A 16,950-nucleotide genomic window follows, 5' to 3' on the forward strand; every position below is an offset into this window, starting at 1 on the left:
GGATTGTCCCGCTTGGTTATTATCCTAAAAAGAAATTATTAAGCTCGGAGTGAGCTTTGAGGGGGCAATGTAAATTTTTTGTATGCTGGATTTTATACCGGTCGTTGTAAGGTTTCTTCAACTTCTTTGCGGGTTTTCCTGCCAACTAGAATTTCAATCAAAGCCAGAGCAAAATCCATCGCCGTTCCTGGTCCTTTTGAAGTAACGACGCGACCATCTACCACGACTGCCTGATTTTCCAGGGTGGTGGTAGGCAAGTCAAGCTTATCAAGGAAACCTGGATAACCCGTTGCGCGTTTGCCAGCAAGCAGTCCCGTATTCGCAAGCACGGTAGGAGCAGCGCAAATGGCTGCTGTAACCTTGCCGCGTTCTGCGGTACGCTTTAATAAAGCGTGAATGCGAGGGTCTGCATTGAGATTATCAGCGCCTGGCTGGCCGCCTGGCAATACTACCATATCAAATTCTTGCTGAAATACTTTATCTAAGGAGGCGTCAGGAAGCAAGCGGGTGCCGCGGCTAGCAGTTACCACCTGCTCATCAAGACCCGCTGTGACTACCTGAACTCCTCCACGCCTAAGTAAATCAATGAGGGTGACCGCCTCAAGCTCTTCACAGCCTTGGGCTAAGGGAATGAGCACCTTCATCATCAGGGGCCTCCTTTTTTATTCACAGCAGTTTGTACGGACTTCCCTATCTTTTAGTTCCATACCACCATGATTTTGTTTTATTGGTATTGTTGCCCTGCTGCTATGCTTAATCCTTTAAGTAAATTTAAAGCTTCATATAAGGGATAGTCTTCCATGGCAAGGGAAGCTTTTTTATCTTCTTCCTTATTTCCTTTTTTCTTTTCCGTTTTATTTCCATTGCTAAGATGCCGCGAAAGATCCGCCTCTCTAACCGGGTTAATATCGGCGAGGGTAGAAGCTGAAACTTTCACGCTTTCAAGTTCAATATCAGGGGTGATCCCTTCGGCCTGGATAGAGCGACCCGATGGAGTGTAATAGCGGGCAGTTGTGAGTTTCAAAGCGGTGTTTTCCGTAAGGGGTAAAATAGTCTGCACCGATCCTTTACCAAAGGTACGCGAGCCTACTACTATTGCCCGGTGATGATCTTGAAGAGCTCCCGAAACAATCTCAGAAGCGGAGGCCGAGCCTCCATTTACTAGAATTACTATTGGCGACCCTTTCAGGGCATCACCTGAGGTAGCCCGAAATTTCTGCTTTGATTCCAGATCCCTGCCCTCTGTATAGACAATGGTGCCTTTTTCCAAAAAGGCATCTGAAACTTCTATTGCGGCACTGAGAACGCCTCCTGGATTGTTACGTAAGTCTAAAACTAGACCTTTAAGTTTTCCACCGTTTTCCTTTTTTAATTTTTCAATAGCTTTTTGCAGATTGGATGCAGTTTCGGTTTGGAACTGGCTAATACGAAGATACCCATAACCCTTATCTAGGGTTCGGCTTTTAACGCTTTTAACCTTGATGATGGCGCGAGTGATGGTGAATTTTAAGGGCTGCTCTTCACCCTCCCGGATAATAGTCAAGTGGATATCCGTACCTGGTTTACCGCGCATTCGCTGTACCGCGTCACTAAGGCTCATACCCTTTACCGGAGTATCATCAATACGGACAATGAGATCTCCAGCGTTAATGCCCGCCTTCTTGGCAGGGGTATCATCAATAGGAGCAACCACGCGGACAAAGCCATCTTCCATGCCAACTTCGATACCCAGTCCTCCGAATTCACCAGAGGTTCCAATGCGTAGTTCCTTGTAAGATTCAGGATCGAGGTAAGCAGAGTGGGGGTCTAAGCCGGTGAGCATACCGCGGATGGAATCTTCAATCAGTGTTTTATCGTCCACATCTTCAACGTAACTACGCTTGATTTGCCCAAATACCTCCGAAAAAGCTCGTAGCTCCTCCAGCGGTAAAGCTTCGGATCTATTTTCTGAGCGTTCGGCTAGGACCATTGGCCCAAAAACCAGGCTTGCACCTAGAACAAGTCCCAAAGTTACTATCAGTAAATCACGTTTTGAGAAAGGCATGTATCGCTCCTGCGAGAAAGCGCTTAATCCAAATAGATAAGAGGATATATTTCGGGAGCCAAATTTATAGCGCCCTCTAGCTTTGAGAATAACTATTTAGTTTTCTAAAGCATGTCTCTAGCATGCTGTGTAATAGTCGTTCTAGTAGTCATTTGACCGTTCAAATCAAGATGGTTTCATTAGTCAAGACCATAATAATGGTTGGGTAATCTTCCTAGTATCGACCTAATCTCCGATTCTCTTAAAAAGCAGCTGGTTATATTCTATAGTAGAGTTGTAGCTGCTGCTGCCCGCTATATAATAGCTCCTCTGGCTATGAGCAATGTTCGAGAATTCTATGGAGATGATAATTCTATCAGACGATGTTCGCTCATCTCGGGCGGTGGTTCAATATTCATCAGATAAAGCATGGTTGGGGTCACATCCGCAAGGCTGCCATTGGTGCTGGCAATAGCGGCTCGCTCGCTGGCAAAGATAAAGGGAACCGCATTATGAGTATGGGCCGTGTGGGGTTGCTGATGCTGCGTATTGTACATTTTCTCAGCATTACCATGATCGGCGGTAATAATCAACTCACCGCCTACAGACTGGAGGCTAGCCCATACCCGTCCTAAGCATTGATCAATGGTCTCAATTGCTTTGACCGTAGCGTTAAAATCCCCCGTGTGTCCAACCATATCTGGATTGGCATAGTTACAGATAATGGCATCATATTTATCGCTTTCGATTGCCTTTACAAGATTATCCGTAACTTCCACCGCGCTCATTTCTGGTTTTTGATCATATGTAGCGACTTGGGGCGAAGGAATAAGAATTCTATCTTCCCCCTCAAATGGTTGCTCCCTTCCCCCATTGAAGAAAAAGGTAACGTGGGCGTATTTTTCGGTCTCTGCGATTCGTAACTGATGCAGCCCCAGTTTAGCGAGCACCTGGCCGAAGGTATTTTGGGGCTTCTCGCTTGGGAATGCTACTGGAATATCAAATTCCTTGCTATATTCCGTGAGGCTCACAAATTGGCCTAGTTTTGGCCAGTAGGGACGTTCAAAGCCGGTAAAATTAGGCTCAATAAAGGCGCGCGTGATCTGCCGGGCGCGGTCGGAGCGGAAATTCATAAATATGATGACATCTCCATCCTTGACTTGTACTGGTGATTTACCGGAAGGCACTATCCGGGTGGCCTGCACGAATTCATCAGTCTCGCCTCGTTCATAGGCCATGGCTAAAGCCTGTTTAGCGTTTTCGGCTTCATACTCCGCCTGGCCGGTAGCAATAAGATTATAAGCGGCCTGAATACGGGGCCAGCGATGATCCCGATCCATTCCATAATAACGGCCAATTAGGGAGGCAAAACGACCCTGGCCAAGCTCGGTAAATTTAGCCTGCATGGCTAGAATAGAGGCTTGGGCGCTCTTGGGAGCGGTGTCCCGACCATCGAGAAAAGCGTGTAAGTAGACCTGCCGACAGTGGCGTTTTATTGCCAGCTCTACCATGGCATGAATATGGTCTTCGTGACAGTGAATTCCGCTAGGGGAGAGTAAACCCAGGATATGGATAGCTTTATCTGATTTGACGGCTCTATCAACAGCCTCGGTGAGCGTGTGGTTAGTAAAAAAAGAGCCTGTACGGAGAGCACGATTGACTCGCGTATATTCTTGGTATACGACACGCCCTGAACCTAAATTAAGATGACCCACTTCAGAGTTACCCATTTGCTCATTGGGTAAACCCACTTCAGCGCCAGAGGCGCGTATTATCGTATGAGGATAACGATCCCATAGGGTATCCCAGACAGGCGTGTGGGCAGCGTGGATAGCATTAGAAGCCGTCTCTTCACTATAACCCCATCCATCTAAGATGATCAAGGCCAAAGGTCTAGGAGGTATTGGCATAGCAGTTTCTTAAATACATCCTCAAATTTATGGTAAAAAATCCTTACGCGGCAGATAATACATGGTTTTCTAATATCCGTGTATAATAATCGGCTTTGATAAACCAGCGGTTTTACTCAAATTTCAGCCAATAGGAGTATATATAATAGTAATATTATGTTCCAAAGTCATACGCTAGGCCCGGGGCAACTCTAAGGGCACATCGACCCATCAGTTTTGAACTTCTGAGGCTGCTTTTCTTATTTTGCCGCAGGAAAAAGGAGTTAGTCCGCATTTATGTAAAGTATTCTCAGTCTCTTAATTTTTCAAAATCGAAAATGATACTCGTATGCCCGGTTGGTATGCCAGTATGGGGCTAGTGACAGTATTAAGCAGGCTTCTGAAGCGCCCTGCAAGCAGTTTTCTTTTCTTAAATCCACGCCATTTTATAAATAATGCAAGATGTCCCATGACAATATCTGCCTTCTTTTAAGGCTATGCTTATTACCTTACCTTGTATTTCAATAATTGAAATGATTAAAGTAGATTTTTTGCCATCCACGCCCCTGATACGATGCGACTACAAAATCTCTTAGAGAATTTGCTGATCATCAAAATCTGAGTAGCCGATAGTATAAAAACAGGATAATTAAATGGATACCACTCGCCTTTTCGAATTTCTTACCAACCACTGGACGTTGTCACTGCTGCTTGTAGTTATTTTGCTTGCATTGGTTATTGATCCACTGCTACGCCGGCTACGCGGGATTAGGACGGTGTCTGCGGTTGAAATCACGCGGTTAATCAATCAGGAAAACGCTCAAGTCATTGATATTCGGGAAGAGAAGGAATTTGAAAAAGAGCATATTCTTGATTCTTTGAATGTTCCTTTCTCTAAATTTTTTAAGCACTTAGACCGCTTGAAGGATTTTAAAGGTCGTCCTTTAGTGGTGATATGGGGGATGGGGCAGCGAGCATTGTATATTGCTGGAAAGCTGAGCCGGCAAGGCCATAAAACTATTTATGTACTCCATGGTGGAATCGAAGCATGGAAACAGGCAAATATGCCTTTGTTTAGTGGTAGCACTAACGTTAAAGCAAAGACTCAGACTGAAGCACCCGCTCAAACCGAAGTACCTGCTCAAACCGAAGCACCCGCTCAAACCGAAGTACCTGTTCAAACCGAAGTACCTGTTCAAACCGAAGTACCTGTTCAAACCGAAGTACCTGTTCAAACCGAAGTATCTGCTCAAACCGAAGTACCTGCTCAAACCGAAGTACCTGCTCAAACCGAAGTACCTGCTCAAACCGAAGTACCTGCTCAAACCGAAGCCAGCAATAAGCCTAGAATTAGCAAGCATGCTAAACGTAATAAAAAGCCTAAGAGGCGTAAAAAGGCAAAGAGCGGAAGAGGTTAAGCAGTGCCAAAAGTTGAGATGTATGCCACCTTACGGTGCCCTTACTGTATTGGTGCCCGCCGTTTGTTGGATAGTAAAGGAATTGATTATACAGAGATACGCGTCGATCTTGAGCCGGAGCAGCGGGCCATTATGATTAATAAAAGTCATCGTCGAACGGTGCCTCAGATATTTATTAATGATCAACCTATTGGTGGCTATGATGAGTTAGCACAACTAGAACAGACAAGGGAACTTGATGTCCTACTAGGACTTGCTTGAGATTAGGCAATAAGTCTGAGGGAGATATATATGTTAGATATAAGCTACTTTGATAGGATGGACTAATGGCAGAAGATAGTACAAACCAACCAACCAGCGAGCAAGGCCAGCAAGCCCAGTTCGCTATTCAAAAAATTTATGTTAAGGATCTTTCTTTCGAAACTCCTAATTCCCCTCATATCTTTAATCAGGCACAGGAATGGAAGCCTGAGCTCAATCTTCAGCTTAGTAACGAAAATCAACGTATCGCTGACAATATACATGAGGTGGTATTGTCACTCACTGTGACAGCCAAGCTTGGTGACCAAACGGCTTTTCTTGCTGAGGTTCACCAAGCAGGTATTTTTATGCTCAATGGTTATAATGATGAGAGCATGGGATCTTTGTTGGGTAGTTATTGTCCTAACATTCTGTTTCCTTTTGCCCGAGAGGTGGTTGCGGATTTGGTGACAAAGGGTGGTTTTCCACCACTGCTACTGGCGCCGATCAATTTTGATGCACTCTATGCGCAACAGCAGCAACAGCGTCAATCAGCCGAAGCGGCTGAAGTTCGCCATTAGATTTTAATTAATCGCTCTACCTGTGGTACTTCAAAAAGATAAGGAAAATTTAAAAACCTTAGTGGTGGGCGGCGGTTCATGGGGTACCGCTTTAGCTATTCTGCTTGCTCGCAATCAGGTACCTACTCTGCTATGGGCACGGGATCTGGCACAGGTGTCTGCCATGATCCTCACTCGCCGGAATGATCGTTACTTACCACAGGTACCTTTCCCCCCCTCTCTAGAACCTATTGCTGATTTAGAGGGAGCGTTATCCCAAACGAGGCAGGTGCTTGTGACCGTACCAAGCTGTGGTTTTCGGCCAATATTAGAGCGTTTGGCTGGGCGTTTATCCAGCCACATTCCTCTAATCTGGGCAACCAAGGGTTTGGAACCGGGCACTGGCCGACTGTTACATGAGGTAGCGGTGGAACTCTTAGGTTCTGGATGGCCTATGGCAGTGATGTCAGGGCCTACCTTTGCTCATGAAGTAGCTGTAGGGCTACCTACCGCAGTGACGGTAGCCGCTACCGAATCAGAGATTGCTACCCGTTTCGCCCGCTGTCTTCATGGGGATACCTTTCGAGTTTATACTAGTGATGACCTAATTGGCGTGCAATTAGGCGGAGCGGTTAAAAATGTGCTTGCTATTGCGGCTGGGATCAGTGATGGCTTGGGATTTGGTGCAAATACTCGAGCAGCCTTAATTACCCGCGGACTTACTGAGTTGGTGCGCTTTGCCCTTGCTTGGGGGGGGCAAAAGGAAACCTTAATGGGATTATCAGGATTAGGCGATTTAGTATTAACATGCACCGATGATCAATCTCGTAACCGGCGCCTTGGCCTAGCTTTAGCCCAGGGGAAACGGTTAGACGAAGCTTTAACGCTTATTGGCCAAGCGGTGGAGGGAGCAGCGGCCGCCAAAGTCGTGGTAGCAAGAGCCAAACAGCTTGCAGTCGAGATGCCTATTGCAGAGCAAGTCTACCAGGTATTGTACGCTGGGCGGCACCCTCGGCAAGCAGTTGAGCTTCTTTGTCGCCGGGAACAAAAACCCGAATATGCATATATGGGATATTTGCTTAATGAAAAGCGATAATTGCCGCCAATTTTTGGGGTTAAAATTATCTTTTATTTGCTTTTTTATTTTATGCTTAGTAGCTTGTGGCGGTAATTCAGTAATTAAAGAGAAAGCTGGTCGCAACGAAGAAGGCCAAATTCTCTGGCAGGCAGGTGAGCAATACGTCCGTCTTAGCCCAAGCGATGGTGCAGTAGGTAATCAGCATCCAGCAGCGGTGACTCCAGAAGAGATGCGCGTTGTGCTGGAATCGCTCTTTGTTCCCGAGCGGCGTTTTATTAGGAAAAAGTTAAACCCCGTCTTTTCACCGGGCGAGATTCAAGTACTTAGCTCAGCCTTGAGTCAAGGCCTGGCTTTAGCCGGGCCCAATCAAGACGTTACTTTTGTGACTATTGGCATTCAGCAGGGAACCTTTGCCAAGGTCCGTAAAGCCAATACGGGACGGGTCTTTTTTAGAGATGGCAAGCTCAATATTATTTTTGGCATGCTTCATGATGAAGTTCGGGACCAGGATCGCCAGACGGGTGAAGAGATTGATCGACGCTTGCACCCCTTTGTCATCGGTTCTCGCCTGTTTGAGACGAAGCTTTCTGATGTTATAGCTTTGGGAGAGGGTAAAGCATTTTACTTAGATCCAGAAAGCGGTGAGGAACGAGAAGATTGGCTGGTGCTAGATATTCCCACCCTTGTTGCCAACGCCAAGGCTGATCCTAATACTCCACCAGGGAAGCAGCAGGTTGATTCGCCGCTAGCAGAGGATATTGAGCGCAGTAAGCAGGAGACTCAGAGCCTCAAGGAAGACCTTGCTAAGGTCAAGGAAGTCTTGTTTGAGCTTAAGGAAGAGTTACTCGAGCTTCAGCAAGGAGGTAGTTACGCTACGATTGAGGCACGCCTTCAATCATTGAAGAATCTTTATGATAATAAACTTATTAACAGCGATGAGTATCGCCTCAAGCGTGGGGAATTGCTGAAGGGGCTATAGACGGGACCGCCGATCCCGCAAGCTAAAACCCAGTAGGGGCTGATTAATTCCCCGAGTTAGGGCAAGGGCCTTGAAAAGCTCGCCCATCTCGCTGGGGAGAACAAGACGCTTGATTTGTTGGCTGGTTTCTAAAGCCTGTTTTCCCCCTGCTGCGATTTCAGCCGCAGCTAATTTATCCAAACCGCAGGCCAGCAAAAAATCGGCTTGCGTGCAGTAACCGGCCACCCTAAGCCCGCTACTATAGCCTGCTTCGGCAAGCGCGGTAAAATCCACGTGGGTAGTGATATCCTGTAACCCCGTCAAGATTAGCGGGTTGGGATGAGCTTGATGGCGATAATGACACATTAGAGTACCCATCACTCGCTCTGGATGATAGTACTCATGCCGGGGAAAGCCATAGTCAATGATTAGGAGCATCCCCTTTTGCAAACGATGGGCGACTTCGGTAGTCCAGCCTTCCATAGCCAAATTAATTTCAGATTCATAATTATTTACATGTTTAAGAAGCAGGCGTATTTTGGCAATGCGATCTTTTAGGAGGGAATGACTTAAAGGGCCTTTTTTCCAGACAAATTTATCTTTCTCGTAGCCTACGTAGCGTTCCCAGTCGTGCCTGTTTTCAAGTTGGAAGCAATGCGCAGGCATGGCATCGCACACTTCGTTGGCTATAACCAAACCATCAATGCTGTCGGGCAGCCGATCTAGCCAGTTTACTCTTGGGGCGAGGAGAGGCACTCGCTGGTAGAGTGTTTCCTGTTGTCGATGGCGCAAATCGGCACTGAGTTCCAAGATAAAATACCGCTCCGGCAGATGACCGCTAAGGTTTAATTCGCTAAGTAAATCCGCGGCTAGGCGGCCTGATCCAGCCCCAAATTCTAAAATATTGCCTGTTCCAAGCATCTCAAATATCTGCTGGCATTGGCGAGCAATGCAGCGGGCAAAAAGAGGGGATAGCTCCGGAGCGGTAATAAAATCGCCGGAAGTGCCTAACTTACGGAGCCCCGTCATGTAATAACCTAAACCAGGTGCATAAAGCGCTAGTTCCATAAAGCGAGCAAAGGGGATTTGGCCGCCCGCTTGCTCAATGGCCGTTTGGATCAAGTTTTCCAATTTTTGGCTATGAGCTAAGGCTGTTGGATCAGGGTAAGGGAAAAAATTTTTTTGAACGCGGCGCATAGAAATTGTGAAAATAGAATCGCTGCTTAGTTTTGTTTTTCTCTAGGCTTTTCTAAGCAGGCCATGATCCGTTAGGCAGAAAAGCGGTTTATAGATCCAACTTGACTGGCCATAAACGGTTTAAAGGTTTATCGAAAGCAGCCCAGAGATCAGCATAACGTTTGCTTAGCACGGGGTGAGGCAAGTGGGGCGCAATTTCTGCAAGGGGTTGTAGGACAAAAGCATAGTCAAGTGTATCATCCCGTGGTACTTGGAGTCCCGGCTCATCAATTACCAAGTCATCATAAAGCAAAAGATCCAGATCGAGAGCCCGCGGACCAAAGCGGGGGCCATCGCGCTTGCGGCCACAGGCTTGTTCAATCTCATGAAGCGCATGGGCAATCATTCGAGGTGCCTCATCCGTATCGAAACCGACGACTAGATTGTAAAAGTTATCGCCTTGAAACCCCACCGCCTCGCTTTCAAATACCCGTGAGATGATAAGGGGTCCATAGCTGCAGCGCAGCGCACTGACTCCAGCACGAATATTATTCTCTCGGTTGATGTTGCTGCCAATGCTGACATATGCGCGGGCCATAATATTTAGGGGGGTGAGGTCATTTCTGGCTGACGCCGTTCGATAATGATTCCTACTCCTTGAGCACCGCGTATGGCGCCTTGCTTATCTACTTTAAGACGTAGCCATGGAACGCCAAATTCAGTTAGGATAATCTGTGCCGCCTGTTCTGCCAGTGTTTCCACTAATAAAAATTCGCTACTGCTGACAAAATTTATCAGTCGTTTAGCAATAGCTTTGTAGTCAAGCGCATCCTCGATATTATCGCTGGCCGCGGCTTTAGCTACATTCGTAGCCATTTCCAAATCTAGGCAAACCGTCTGTTTTATTCGGCGCTCCCAGTCATAAATACCAATGATGGTATCAATACGTAAGTCGTTTAAATAAACGATATCCATTGGATTTAATGCTTAAATAGTAGTATAAGCCGATGGTACGGAGTACCAATATACACGAGCACCTTTAGTTTAGAGAATCTTTAAAAGGCTTCAGCCAAAAAAGCAATTAATCATAACATGTTGACCGTTTTAGTTCTGGTGATAGTAGGTTATTTTGTAGGTTCCCTTTCTAGCGCTATTATTGTGGCACGATTAGCAGGCTTAGGTGATCCACGGACTCAAGGATCGGGAAATCCTGGTGCCACTAATATCTTGCGTTTAGGCAGTAAGCGGCTTGCGGGGATAGTTCTCTTTGGGGATGCGCTGAAGGGTTTTTTGCCTGTATGGCTAGCGCAGGAAGTCGGTGCTAGTGCCTGGATAGTTGCGAGTGTAGGGTTAGCGGCTTTTTGGGGTCATCTCTATCCCGTATTTTTCGGGTTTCGTGGTGGTAAAGGAGTGGCCACTGGGTTGGGAGTTCTGTTAGGCTTTTCCTGGCCCCTTGCCCTAGCAGTGCTAGGAATTTGGCTGTCGGTATTTTGGTGCTGGCGAATTTCATCTCTCTCGGCGTTGTGTGCTGCTATGCTTGCTCCTTTTTTGGCCTGGTGGCTGGTACCGGATTTTGCAATCCAGTTTGCTGTTGTCCTTCTGGCAACATTTTTATTCTGGCGTCATCAAGATAATATCCGCCGTTTGCTTAGTGGCCAGGAAGATCGCGCGAGTAAACAGAATTAAATTTCCGGCAGTGTATCCAAGGGCCATCTTGCTCGAACGCTAAATCCGGAGCTGGTTTGTTCTCCCGCTAGCAGGCGTTGACAACCTGCAAAAGCAATCATTGCCCCGTTATCGGTACAAAAAGCTAATCGCGGATAATAAATTTGAGCATCTTCTTGGATTCCCATGGCTTTAAGTTGCTGCCGGAGTGCCTGGTTGGCGCTAACCCCGCCGGCAACGACCAAGCGATTGAGTCCTGTTTGTTGCAGGGCCCGCCGGCATTTGACAGTAAGGGTGTCTACAACGGCATCTTGAAAGGCCCGGGCGATATCGGCGGCAGCTGCGAAGCCATTTTCATGCAGGGTGTTGAAAGCATAGGTTTTTAGTCCGCTAAAGCTGAAGTTTAACCCTGGGCGATCAAGCATAGGACGCGGGAAATAAAAACGATCGGGATTTCCCTGTTCAGCAAGTTTAGCCAGGGCAGGTCCCCCTGGATACCCGAGTTGAAGCAACTTCGCCGTTTTATCAAAAGCTTCTCCAACCGCGTCATCCAGGGACTCTCCGAGTATCTGATAAGCGCCGATACGGTTGACCGTAACCAACATGGTATGGCCACCGGAAATGAGGAGGGCGCAAAAGGGGAAATCGGGGGGGTTAGGTTCTAATAGAGGGGAGAGCAGGTGTCCTTCCATATGATGGACAGCGATTGCCGGTTTGCCCAAAGCCCAGGCTAGGCTGCGGCCCACGGCAGCACCGACCAACAAAGCACCGATTAAGCCCGGTCCTCCCGTATAGGCAATACCATCAATATCCTTCTTGTTAAGGCCAGCTTGGCTTAATACCTCGCGAAGCAAAGGCAGCAGTTTGCGAATGTGATCTCGAGAGGCCAATTCTGGAACGACGCCACCGTAGTCTGCATGTAGGTCAGCCTGGCTATGGAGGATGTCAGCCAATAGCCCCCGTTTACTGTCAAAAACAGCTACCCCTGTTTCATCGCAGGAAGTTTCTATTCCAAGTACGCGCACGAGCTAACGAAAGGCTAGAAATAATTAAATGGATTGGCAATTCCCTTTTGCATTTTCTACTTATTATCCGTAAGATCCGAAAACTTTAACCTATTTTTTAGTAGATTAACAGAGGAGATTATATGCCAAGCGTACGACTAAAAGAAAATGAGCCTTTTGATGTAGCTATCCGCCGATTCAAGCGGACTTGCGAGAAAGCTGGAATTCTATCAGAAGTTCGTCGCCGGGAATTCTACGAAAAGCCCACGGCTGTTCGCAAGCGTAAAGCGGCCGCGGCAGTTAAGCGTTCAATGAAAAAATTAGCACGGGAACGGGCTCGACGTACCCGCCTCTATTAAATTTATTTTGCTTGCAGGGTATAATTGAGGATTTTTTATGATTGCTGATGGGAGTCCACTTAAGGCGCGTTTGCAGGAAGAAGTGAAAATTGCCATGCGAGCCAAAGATAAGGCTCGGTTGGGAATTTTGCGGATGGTAATGGCGGCCCTCAAGCAATTTGAAGTGGATACTCGCAAGCCTCTAGATGATGCGCAAATTATTGCGTTGCTGGATAAAATGCTGAAGCAACGGCGTGAGTCCTTGGCGCAATATGAGGCTGCGGGAAGGACGGATTTGGCTGAAAAGGAGCGCTTTGAGGAAGAAGTAATTCAGAGTTATATGCCAACGCCGCTTAGTGAAGTTGAAGTCGAGCAGCTCATCGAAGAAGCGATCAGCCAGTGTCAGGCAACCACAGCCAGGGATATGGGAAAAGTGATGGCGCTACTTAAGCCAAATTTACAAGGCCGCGCTGACATGGCGGTGGTCAGCGCCAAGGTTAAGGCGCGATTAGCAGCAATATCCAGTTAAATTTAAATTAATTCCCTCGACAATTTTTGAATGCTCCGCTATTTTTTAGTAGAGGGGCACTGTTTTATCGTTCTATTGCGCCTATTTCCATGCCCAGGTAATTAGATGCCTATGGGAGAGCGGATCCCGCAAGAATTTATTGATGAACTGGTGGCTCGTACGGATATCGTGGAATTAATTGATTCCCGTGTTCCTTTGCGTAAGGCAAGCCACAATCATGTGGCTTGCTGCCCTTTTCACAATGAAAAGACCCCGTCTTTTACGGTGAGTCCCCAGAAACAGTTCTATTATTGCTTTGGTTGCGGTGTTCATGGGACGGCCATTGGTTTTTTGATGGCGTTCGACCGCCTTAGTTTTATCGAGGCAGTAGAAGAGCTGGCGCAACGAGCGGGAATGATAGTTCCCCAAAGTTCAAAGCAACAAGACTACTACAATCGGCACCAAGGCTTATATGAAGTACTGGCCTGTGCCGCCGAGTTTTATCAGCAGCAGCTGGAGGCTAATGCCTATCAAGGGCAGGTTAAGGCTTATTTGCGGGAACGAGGTCTAAGCGGCTCTGTTATTGCTGAATTTGGACTAGGTTTTGCCCCACCCCGCTGGAATGCTTTATTACATTATACTCAGCCCTCCCTTAAATCTCACCTTCAGGCAGCGGGTTTAGCGATCAGTAAGGGCGAGAATCGTTATTATGATCGGTTTCGAGATCGTTTGATATTCCCTATTCATGATTATCGGGGCCGGGTAATTGGTTTCGGCGGTCGTCTTTTGGGTAATGGTTCTCCAAAATATCTTAATTCACCTGAAACACCATTGTTTCATAAAGGACGAGAGCTTTATGGCTTGTATCAGGTACGCAAGTCCCTCCGCCGCTGCGATAGGTTGTTGGTGGTGGAAGGATACATGGATGTTTTGGCCCTGGCGGAGCATAAAATTCGCTACGCAGTCGCGACTTTAGGGACAGCAACGACCTCGGATCATTTGACACGCTTGTTCCGGATAACGCCAGCGGTCATATTTTGCTTTGATGGTGATCGGGCAGGTTACCAAGCAGCCTGGCGGGCGCTAGAAACGGCACTGCCTTTGCTTGGTCAAGGGCGGCAGGTACAGTTTATGTTTTTACCCCAAGGGGAAGATCCCGATACTGTGGTACGCGCTGAGGGGCAGATGGCTTTTGAAGCGCGGATAACAAAGGCTATGCCCCTATCTGATTTTTTATTAAATAATTTGCGGCAGAAGGTTGATCTTAGCAGTGTGGATGGACGAGCGCGCTTGGTGGAACTTGCCCAGCCCCTCCTAGCTCGTATTCCGCCGGGAGTTTATCAAGATATGCTGCTTGCGCATTTAGCGGAACTCGCCCAGCTAGAGCAGGCAACGCTTATTCGCCACTTGAGGCCAGGAAAAAAACCTATGGCGGTGCCTCCTCTTCAGCGATTGGAGCGAGGTGCGGCATCTCCAACGCGGCGAGCAGTAGCCATTTTGCTTCAACGGCCCAAGATGATCCAATGGGTAGATAAGAATTTATCGCTTAGGGAACTAGAAGGCGCAGGGGTGGAATTGCTTCAGAAATTAATTAATTTATTGCGAAACAACCCATATCTAAATACGGCTGCCCTCCTTGAACGTTGGCGGGATTCAGAGATGGGTCGGTATCTGGAGCAACTAGCCGGTTGGGAGTTGCTTTTGACTGATGAAGATATGGTACTGGAATTACAAGCTGCTTTAGAGCGTTTGCAGGTTCAGGGGGCAGAGCAGCGGATAATAATTCTTTCCAATCAGTCTTCCTTGACGGGTGCGGAGCAACGAGAGTTACTTGCTCTGCTGGCGGAGAAATAGAGATAAGTCTATCGGGTATATTTAATTCATCCTGGATATTAAGGGTATTAATAGCGTATAATTAGAAGATTTGGTTTTCGGTTTATCCGGTAGCTATTTTTGGGCCATCAATTGTATGTTGAAAATTATGGAACAAGATCGTCAGTCACAATTGAAACTTTTGATCGCAAGGGGTAAGGATCGGGGCTATTTATCCTATAGCGAAGTCAACGATCACCTGCCCGAGGAGGTGATCGATCCGGAACAAATTGAAGACATTATTACAATGTTCAACGATATGGGTATCTCCGTGCATGAGGATATGGCGGAAGCCGATGCCCTAGCAATTATGGATACCGCTGTTGCCGACGATGAGGCAGCTGAAGAGGCTGCTGCTGCTCTGGTCTCTGTGGACGGGGAGTTTGCCCGAACTTCGGATCCGGTCCGTATGTATATGCGGGAAATGGGCAGCGTTGAGCTTTTGACTCGGGAAGGGGAGATCAGCATCGCTAAGCGAATCGAAGAGGGAATGCGGCAAGTGTATACCGCTCTTTCTCGTTTTCCAGGCAGCGTGGCTGAATTATTGCGTCAGTACGAAAAAGTGGAGGTGGGGGAAATCCGCTTGGTTGATGTGATTTCAGGGTTTCAGGAATCAGAGGAAGCGGATTTAAAGGAATCTGCTGCGGAAGAAGAAGTTTCTGTCTCTTCTGAAGGTAACGCGGAGGAAGAAAATGATAATGGCCTCGATCTAGACAGGGTTCAAGAATACTTTGCTCAGCTACGGAAATTGTATGAGCGGTGCCAGGCGGCTGATCATAAGGGCAATGATGGAGCGCTAGAGGAGTTGAGCGAGTACTTTCTTCAGCTTAAGCTCATGCCTCGTTTATCCCAACGGTTGATAGAAAATCTTCGCAGAGTAGTGGCAGAAATTCGTGTGCTTGAACGGAGTATCATGAAGATTGCGGTGAATTCGGCGCAGATGCCGCGTAAAGATTTTCTGTCTTCGTTCCAGAAACAGGAAACTAACCTGAACTGGGTAGAAAAGCATATCCGGGCAAAAAAGCATTATTCTTCCGTACTCAGAAAACAAGGGGACGCAATTCAGAAAGCCCAAGAAAAGCTCATAGCCTTAGAGCAACGGGCGGGTATGAGTATTACCCAGATTAAGGAGATTAACCGCTCCCTATCTATTGGAGAGGCACGGGCCCGGCGGGCTAAAAAAGAGATGGTCGAGGCTAATTTGCGCTTGGTCATTTCGATCGCCAAAAAATATACTAACCGTGGTCTCCAGTTTCTGGATCTGATCCAGGAAGGCAACATTGGTCTCATGAAGGCCGTTGATAAATTTGAATACCGCCGTGGTTACAAGTTTTCTACCTATGCGACTTGGTGGATAAGGCAGGCCATTACCCGTTCAATCGCTGATCAGGCTCGGACCATCCGTATTCCGGTACATATGATTGAAACCATCAATAAGCTCAACCGCGTTTCTCGTCAGATGCTACAAGAGATGGGTCGAGAGCCCACTCCCGATGAGTTGGCAGAGCGGGTGGAGATGCCGAAAGATAAAGTGCGGAAAGTTCTTAAAATTGCCAGGGAACCCATCTCCATGGAAACACCTATTGGTGACGATGAGGATTCCCATTTAGGGGATTTTGTTGAGGACGCTGCTGTCATATCTCCGCCTGATTCGGCGATCTTCTCCGGGCTGAGGGAAACTACGCAGTTAATATTGGCTGGTTTAACTCCCCGTGAGGCTAAAGTGTTGCGGATGCGTTTTGGGATTGATATGAATACGGATCATACCTTGGAAGAAGTAGGTAAGCAGTTTGATGTAACCCGGGAGAGAATTCGGCAGATTGAGGCTAAGGCTCTACGTAAATTGCGCCATCCTTCCCGTTCGGAGCAGCTTCGTAGTTTTTTGGATATAGAAAATAACAACTAGCAGAAGTTTTTATTAGGGCCTATAGCTCAGTCGGTAGAGCAGGGGACTCATAATCCCTTGGTCGCAGGTTCGAGTCCTGCTGGGCCCACCAAATAAATCAAAAGTTTGCATAAATGTAAGCCTTTTTCTTTTGTGTTATGGGACACTGTTGGGGCACTCAGTAGTAGCAACTCCCCTAATAACCCACTCTCGTTTTCCTCCCTAGCGTTCTTTCTTTCTCTTTAAAAATAACCCTTTTGGGATGAAAGTGTCCCATGAGTGTCCATTTTTCTTTTATACCCACTAAATTTTATTAAAAAACAAATCACTATAGAA

17 protein-coding genes and 1 tRNA gene are annotated in these 16,950 nt (G+C 47.1%); 11 read left to right on the plus strand and 7 right to left on the minus strand.

The window, feature by feature from the left end:
• Positions 1–92: 92 nt before the first annotated feature.
• The 3 genes from NWAT_RS00140 to gpmI all read right to left on the minus strand — a co-directional run bounded on the left by NWAT_RS00140 (position 93) and on the right by gpmI (position 3,933).
• Entirely contained in the window at positions 93–647 is a 555-nt protein-coding gene (locus NWAT_RS00140; RefSeq protein ID WP_041350355.1) for a DJ-1 family glyoxalase III, read from the minus strand.
• 77 nt (positions 648–724) lie between these two features.
• Positions 725–2,044 carry a S41 family peptidase gene (locus NWAT_RS00145; protein WP_013219131.1) on the minus strand — a complete coding sequence of 440 codons (1,320 nt, stop codon included), beginning with the start codon at positions 2,042–2,044 and terminating at the stop codon, positions 725–727.
• A 335-nt stretch (positions 2,045–2,379) separates the two neighbouring features.
• The gene (gpmI, locus tag NWAT_RS00150) at positions 2,380–3,933 is read right to left on the minus strand and encodes a 2,3-bisphosphoglycerate-independent phosphoglycerate mutase (protein ID WP_013219132.1); all 1,554 of its coding nucleotides are present in this window, start codon (positions 3,931–3,933) and stop codon (positions 2,380–2,382) included.
• A gap of 755 nt (positions 3,934–4,688) precedes the next feature.
• Here gpmI and NWAT_RS00155 point away from each other — a divergent pair.
• From NWAT_RS00155 to NWAT_RS00175, 5 genes are all read left to right on the plus strand, one after another.
• Positions 4,689–5,330, plus strand: coding sequence for a rhodanese-like domain-containing protein (locus NWAT_RS00155; RefSeq protein WP_232420164.1), 642 nt, complete (start codon positions 4,689–4,691; stop codon positions 5,328–5,330).
• Between the two features lie 3 nt (positions 5,331–5,333).
• On the plus strand, positions 5,334–5,591 hold the full coding sequence (grxC, locus tag NWAT_RS00160) for a glutaredoxin 3 (protein ID WP_013219134.1): 258 nt from the start codon (positions 5,334–5,336) through the stop codon (positions 5,589–5,591).
• A gap of 65 nt (positions 5,592–5,656) precedes the next feature.
• The gene (secB, locus tag NWAT_RS00165) at positions 5,657–6,151 is read left to right on the plus strand and encodes a protein-export chaperone SecB (protein WP_013219135.1); all 495 of its coding nucleotides are present in this window, start codon (positions 5,657–5,659) and stop codon (positions 6,149–6,151) included.
• A gap of 10 nt (positions 6,152–6,161) precedes the next feature.
• Positions 6,162–7,226: an NAD(P)H-dependent glycerol-3-phosphate dehydrogenase gene (locus NWAT_RS00170; protein WP_041350357.1), complete on the plus strand. Its 1,065-nt coding sequence runs from the start codon at positions 6,162–6,164 to the stop codon at positions 7,224–7,226.
• Positions 7,213–8,187, plus strand: a complete 975-nt coding sequence (locus tag NWAT_RS00175) for a hypothetical protein (RefSeq protein WP_013219137.1) — start codon at positions 7,213–7,215, stop codon at positions 8,185–8,187. Before NWAT_RS00170 ends, NWAT_RS00175 begins: the two co-directional genes overlap by 14 nt.
• On the opposite strand, the gene NWAT_RS00180 is transcribed toward NWAT_RS00175, so the two are convergent.
• The 3 genes from NWAT_RS00180 to folB form a co-directional block, all read right to left on the minus strand.
• Positions 8,182–9,363, minus strand: a complete 1,182-nt coding sequence (locus NWAT_RS00180; RefSeq protein ID WP_013219138.1) for a class I SAM-dependent methyltransferase — start codon at positions 9,361–9,363, stop codon at positions 8,182–8,184. The two genes, NWAT_RS00175 and NWAT_RS00180, sit on opposite strands and share 6 nt — an antisense overlap.
• Before the next feature lie 88 nt (positions 9,364–9,451).
• The gene (gene folK, locus NWAT_RS00185; protein ID WP_013219139.1) at positions 9,452–9,940 is read right to left on the minus strand and encodes a 2-amino-4-hydroxy-6-hydroxymethyldihydropteridine diphosphokinase; all 489 of its coding nucleotides are present in this window, start codon (positions 9,938–9,940) and stop codon (positions 9,452–9,454) included.
• Positions 9,941–9,945: 5 nt separating this feature from the next.
• Positions 9,946–10,317: a dihydroneopterin aldolase gene (folB, locus tag NWAT_RS00190; RefSeq protein WP_013219140.1), complete on the minus strand. Its 372-nt coding sequence runs from the start codon at positions 10,315–10,317 to the stop codon at positions 9,946–9,948.
• A 117-nt stretch (positions 10,318–10,434) separates the two neighbouring features.
• Between folB and plsY the strand changes: the two genes are divergently transcribed.
• Entirely contained in the window at positions 10,435–11,028 is a 594-nt protein-coding gene (gene plsY / locus NWAT_RS00195; RefSeq protein ID WP_013219141.1) for a glycerol-3-phosphate 1-O-acyltransferase PlsY, read from the plus strand.
• On the opposite strand, the gene tsaD is transcribed toward plsY, so the two are convergent.
• Positions 11,025–12,032 (minus strand): tRNA (adenosine(37)-N6)-threonylcarbamoyltransferase complex transferase subunit TsaD, encoded by a 1,008-nt coding sequence (tsaD, locus tag NWAT_RS00200; protein ID WP_013219142.1) that lies wholly within the window; start codon positions 12,030–12,032, stop codon positions 11,025–11,027. The genes plsY and tsaD overlap by 4 nt on opposite strands.
• A 122-nt stretch (positions 12,033–12,154) precedes the next feature.
• On the opposite strand from tsaD, the gene rpsU reads away from it, so the two are divergent.
• The 5 genes from rpsU (at position 12,155) to NWAT_RS00225 (ending at position 16,726) form a co-directional block, all read left to right on the plus strand.
• Positions 12,155–12,370 (plus strand): 30S ribosomal protein S21, encoded by a 216-nt coding sequence (rpsU, locus tag NWAT_RS00205; RefSeq protein ID WP_013219143.1) that lies wholly within the window; start codon positions 12,155–12,157, stop codon positions 12,368–12,370.
• A gap of 37 nt (positions 12,371–12,407) precedes the next feature.
• Positions 12,408–12,878 carry a GatB/YqeY domain-containing protein gene (locus tag NWAT_RS00210; RefSeq protein ID WP_013219144.1) on the plus strand — a complete coding sequence of 157 codons (471 nt, stop codon included), beginning with the start codon at positions 12,408–12,410 and terminating at the stop codon, positions 12,876–12,878.
• Between the two features lie 111 nt (positions 12,879–12,989).
• On the plus strand, positions 12,990–14,711 hold the full coding sequence (gene dnaG, locus NWAT_RS00215) for a DNA primase (RefSeq protein ID WP_041350809.1): 1,722 nt from the start codon (positions 12,990–12,992) through the stop codon (positions 14,709–14,711).
• A gap of 115 nt (positions 14,712–14,826) precedes the next feature.
• Positions 14,827–16,635 carry an RNA polymerase sigma factor RpoD gene (rpoD, locus tag NWAT_RS00220; protein WP_013219146.1) on the plus strand — a complete coding sequence of 603 codons (1,809 nt, stop codon included), beginning with the start codon at positions 14,827–14,829 and terminating at the stop codon, positions 16,633–16,635.
• A gap of 15 nt (positions 16,636–16,650) precedes the next feature.
• Positions 16,651–16,726, plus strand: a tRNA-Ile gene (locus NWAT_RS00225).
• Positions 16,727–16,950 lie beyond the last annotated feature (224 nt).

This window comes from Nitrosococcus watsonii C-113, assembly GCF_000143085.1.
In the GTDB taxonomy this organism is placed as follows: domain Bacteria; phylum Pseudomonadota; class Gammaproteobacteria; order Nitrosococcales; family Nitrosococcaceae; genus Nitrosococcus; species Nitrosococcus watsonii.

Bases quoted from the DNA above. Each gene is read 5' to 3' on its own strand.
- NWAT_RS00140 (WP_041350355.1), bottom strand. From the start codon at position 647: ATGATGAAGGTGCTCATTCCCTTAGCCCAAGGCTGTGAAGAGCTTGAG.
- NWAT_RS00145 (WP_013219131.1), bottom strand. From the start codon at position 2,044: ATGCCTTTCTCAAAACGTGATTTACTGATAGTAACTTTGGGACTTGTT.
- gpmI (WP_013219132.1), bottom strand. From the start codon at position 3,933: ATGCCAATACCTCCTAGACCTTTGGCCTTGATCATCTTAGATGGATGG.
- secB (WP_013219135.1), top strand. From the start codon at position 5,657: ATGGCAGAAGATAGTACAAACCAACCAACCAGCGAGCAAGGCCAGCAA.
- NWAT_RS00175 (WP_013219137.1), top strand. From the start codon at position 7,213: ATGAAAAGCGATAATTGCCGCCAATTTTTGGGGTTAAAATTATCTTTT.
- NWAT_RS00180 (WP_013219138.1), bottom strand. From the start codon at position 9,363: ATGCGCCGCGTTCAAAAAAATTTTTTCCCTTACCCTGATCCAACAGCC.
- folK (WP_013219139.1), bottom strand. From the start codon at position 9,940: ATGGCCCGCGCATATGTCAGCATTGGCAGCAACATCAACCGAGAGAAT.
- folB (WP_013219140.1), bottom strand. From the start codon at position 10,317: ATGGATATCGTTTATTTAAACGACTTACGTATTGATACCATCATTGGT.
- plsY (WP_013219141.1), top strand. From the start codon at position 10,435: ATGTTGACCGTTTTAGTTCTGGTGATAGTAGGTTATTTTGTAGGTTCC.
- rpsU (WP_013219143.1), top strand. From the start codon at position 12,155: ATGCCAAGCGTACGACTAAAAGAAAATGAGCCTTTTGATGTAGCTATC.
- NWAT_RS00210 (WP_013219144.1), top strand. From the start codon at position 12,408: ATGATTGCTGATGGGAGTCCACTTAAGGCGCGTTTGCAGGAAGAAGTG.
- dnaG (WP_041350809.1), top strand. From the start codon at position 12,990: ATGGGAGAGCGGATCCCGCAAGAATTTATTGATGAACTGGTGGCTCGT.
- rpoD (WP_013219146.1), top strand. From the start codon at position 14,827: ATGTTGAAAATTATGGAACAAGATCGTCAGTCACAATTGAAACTTTTG.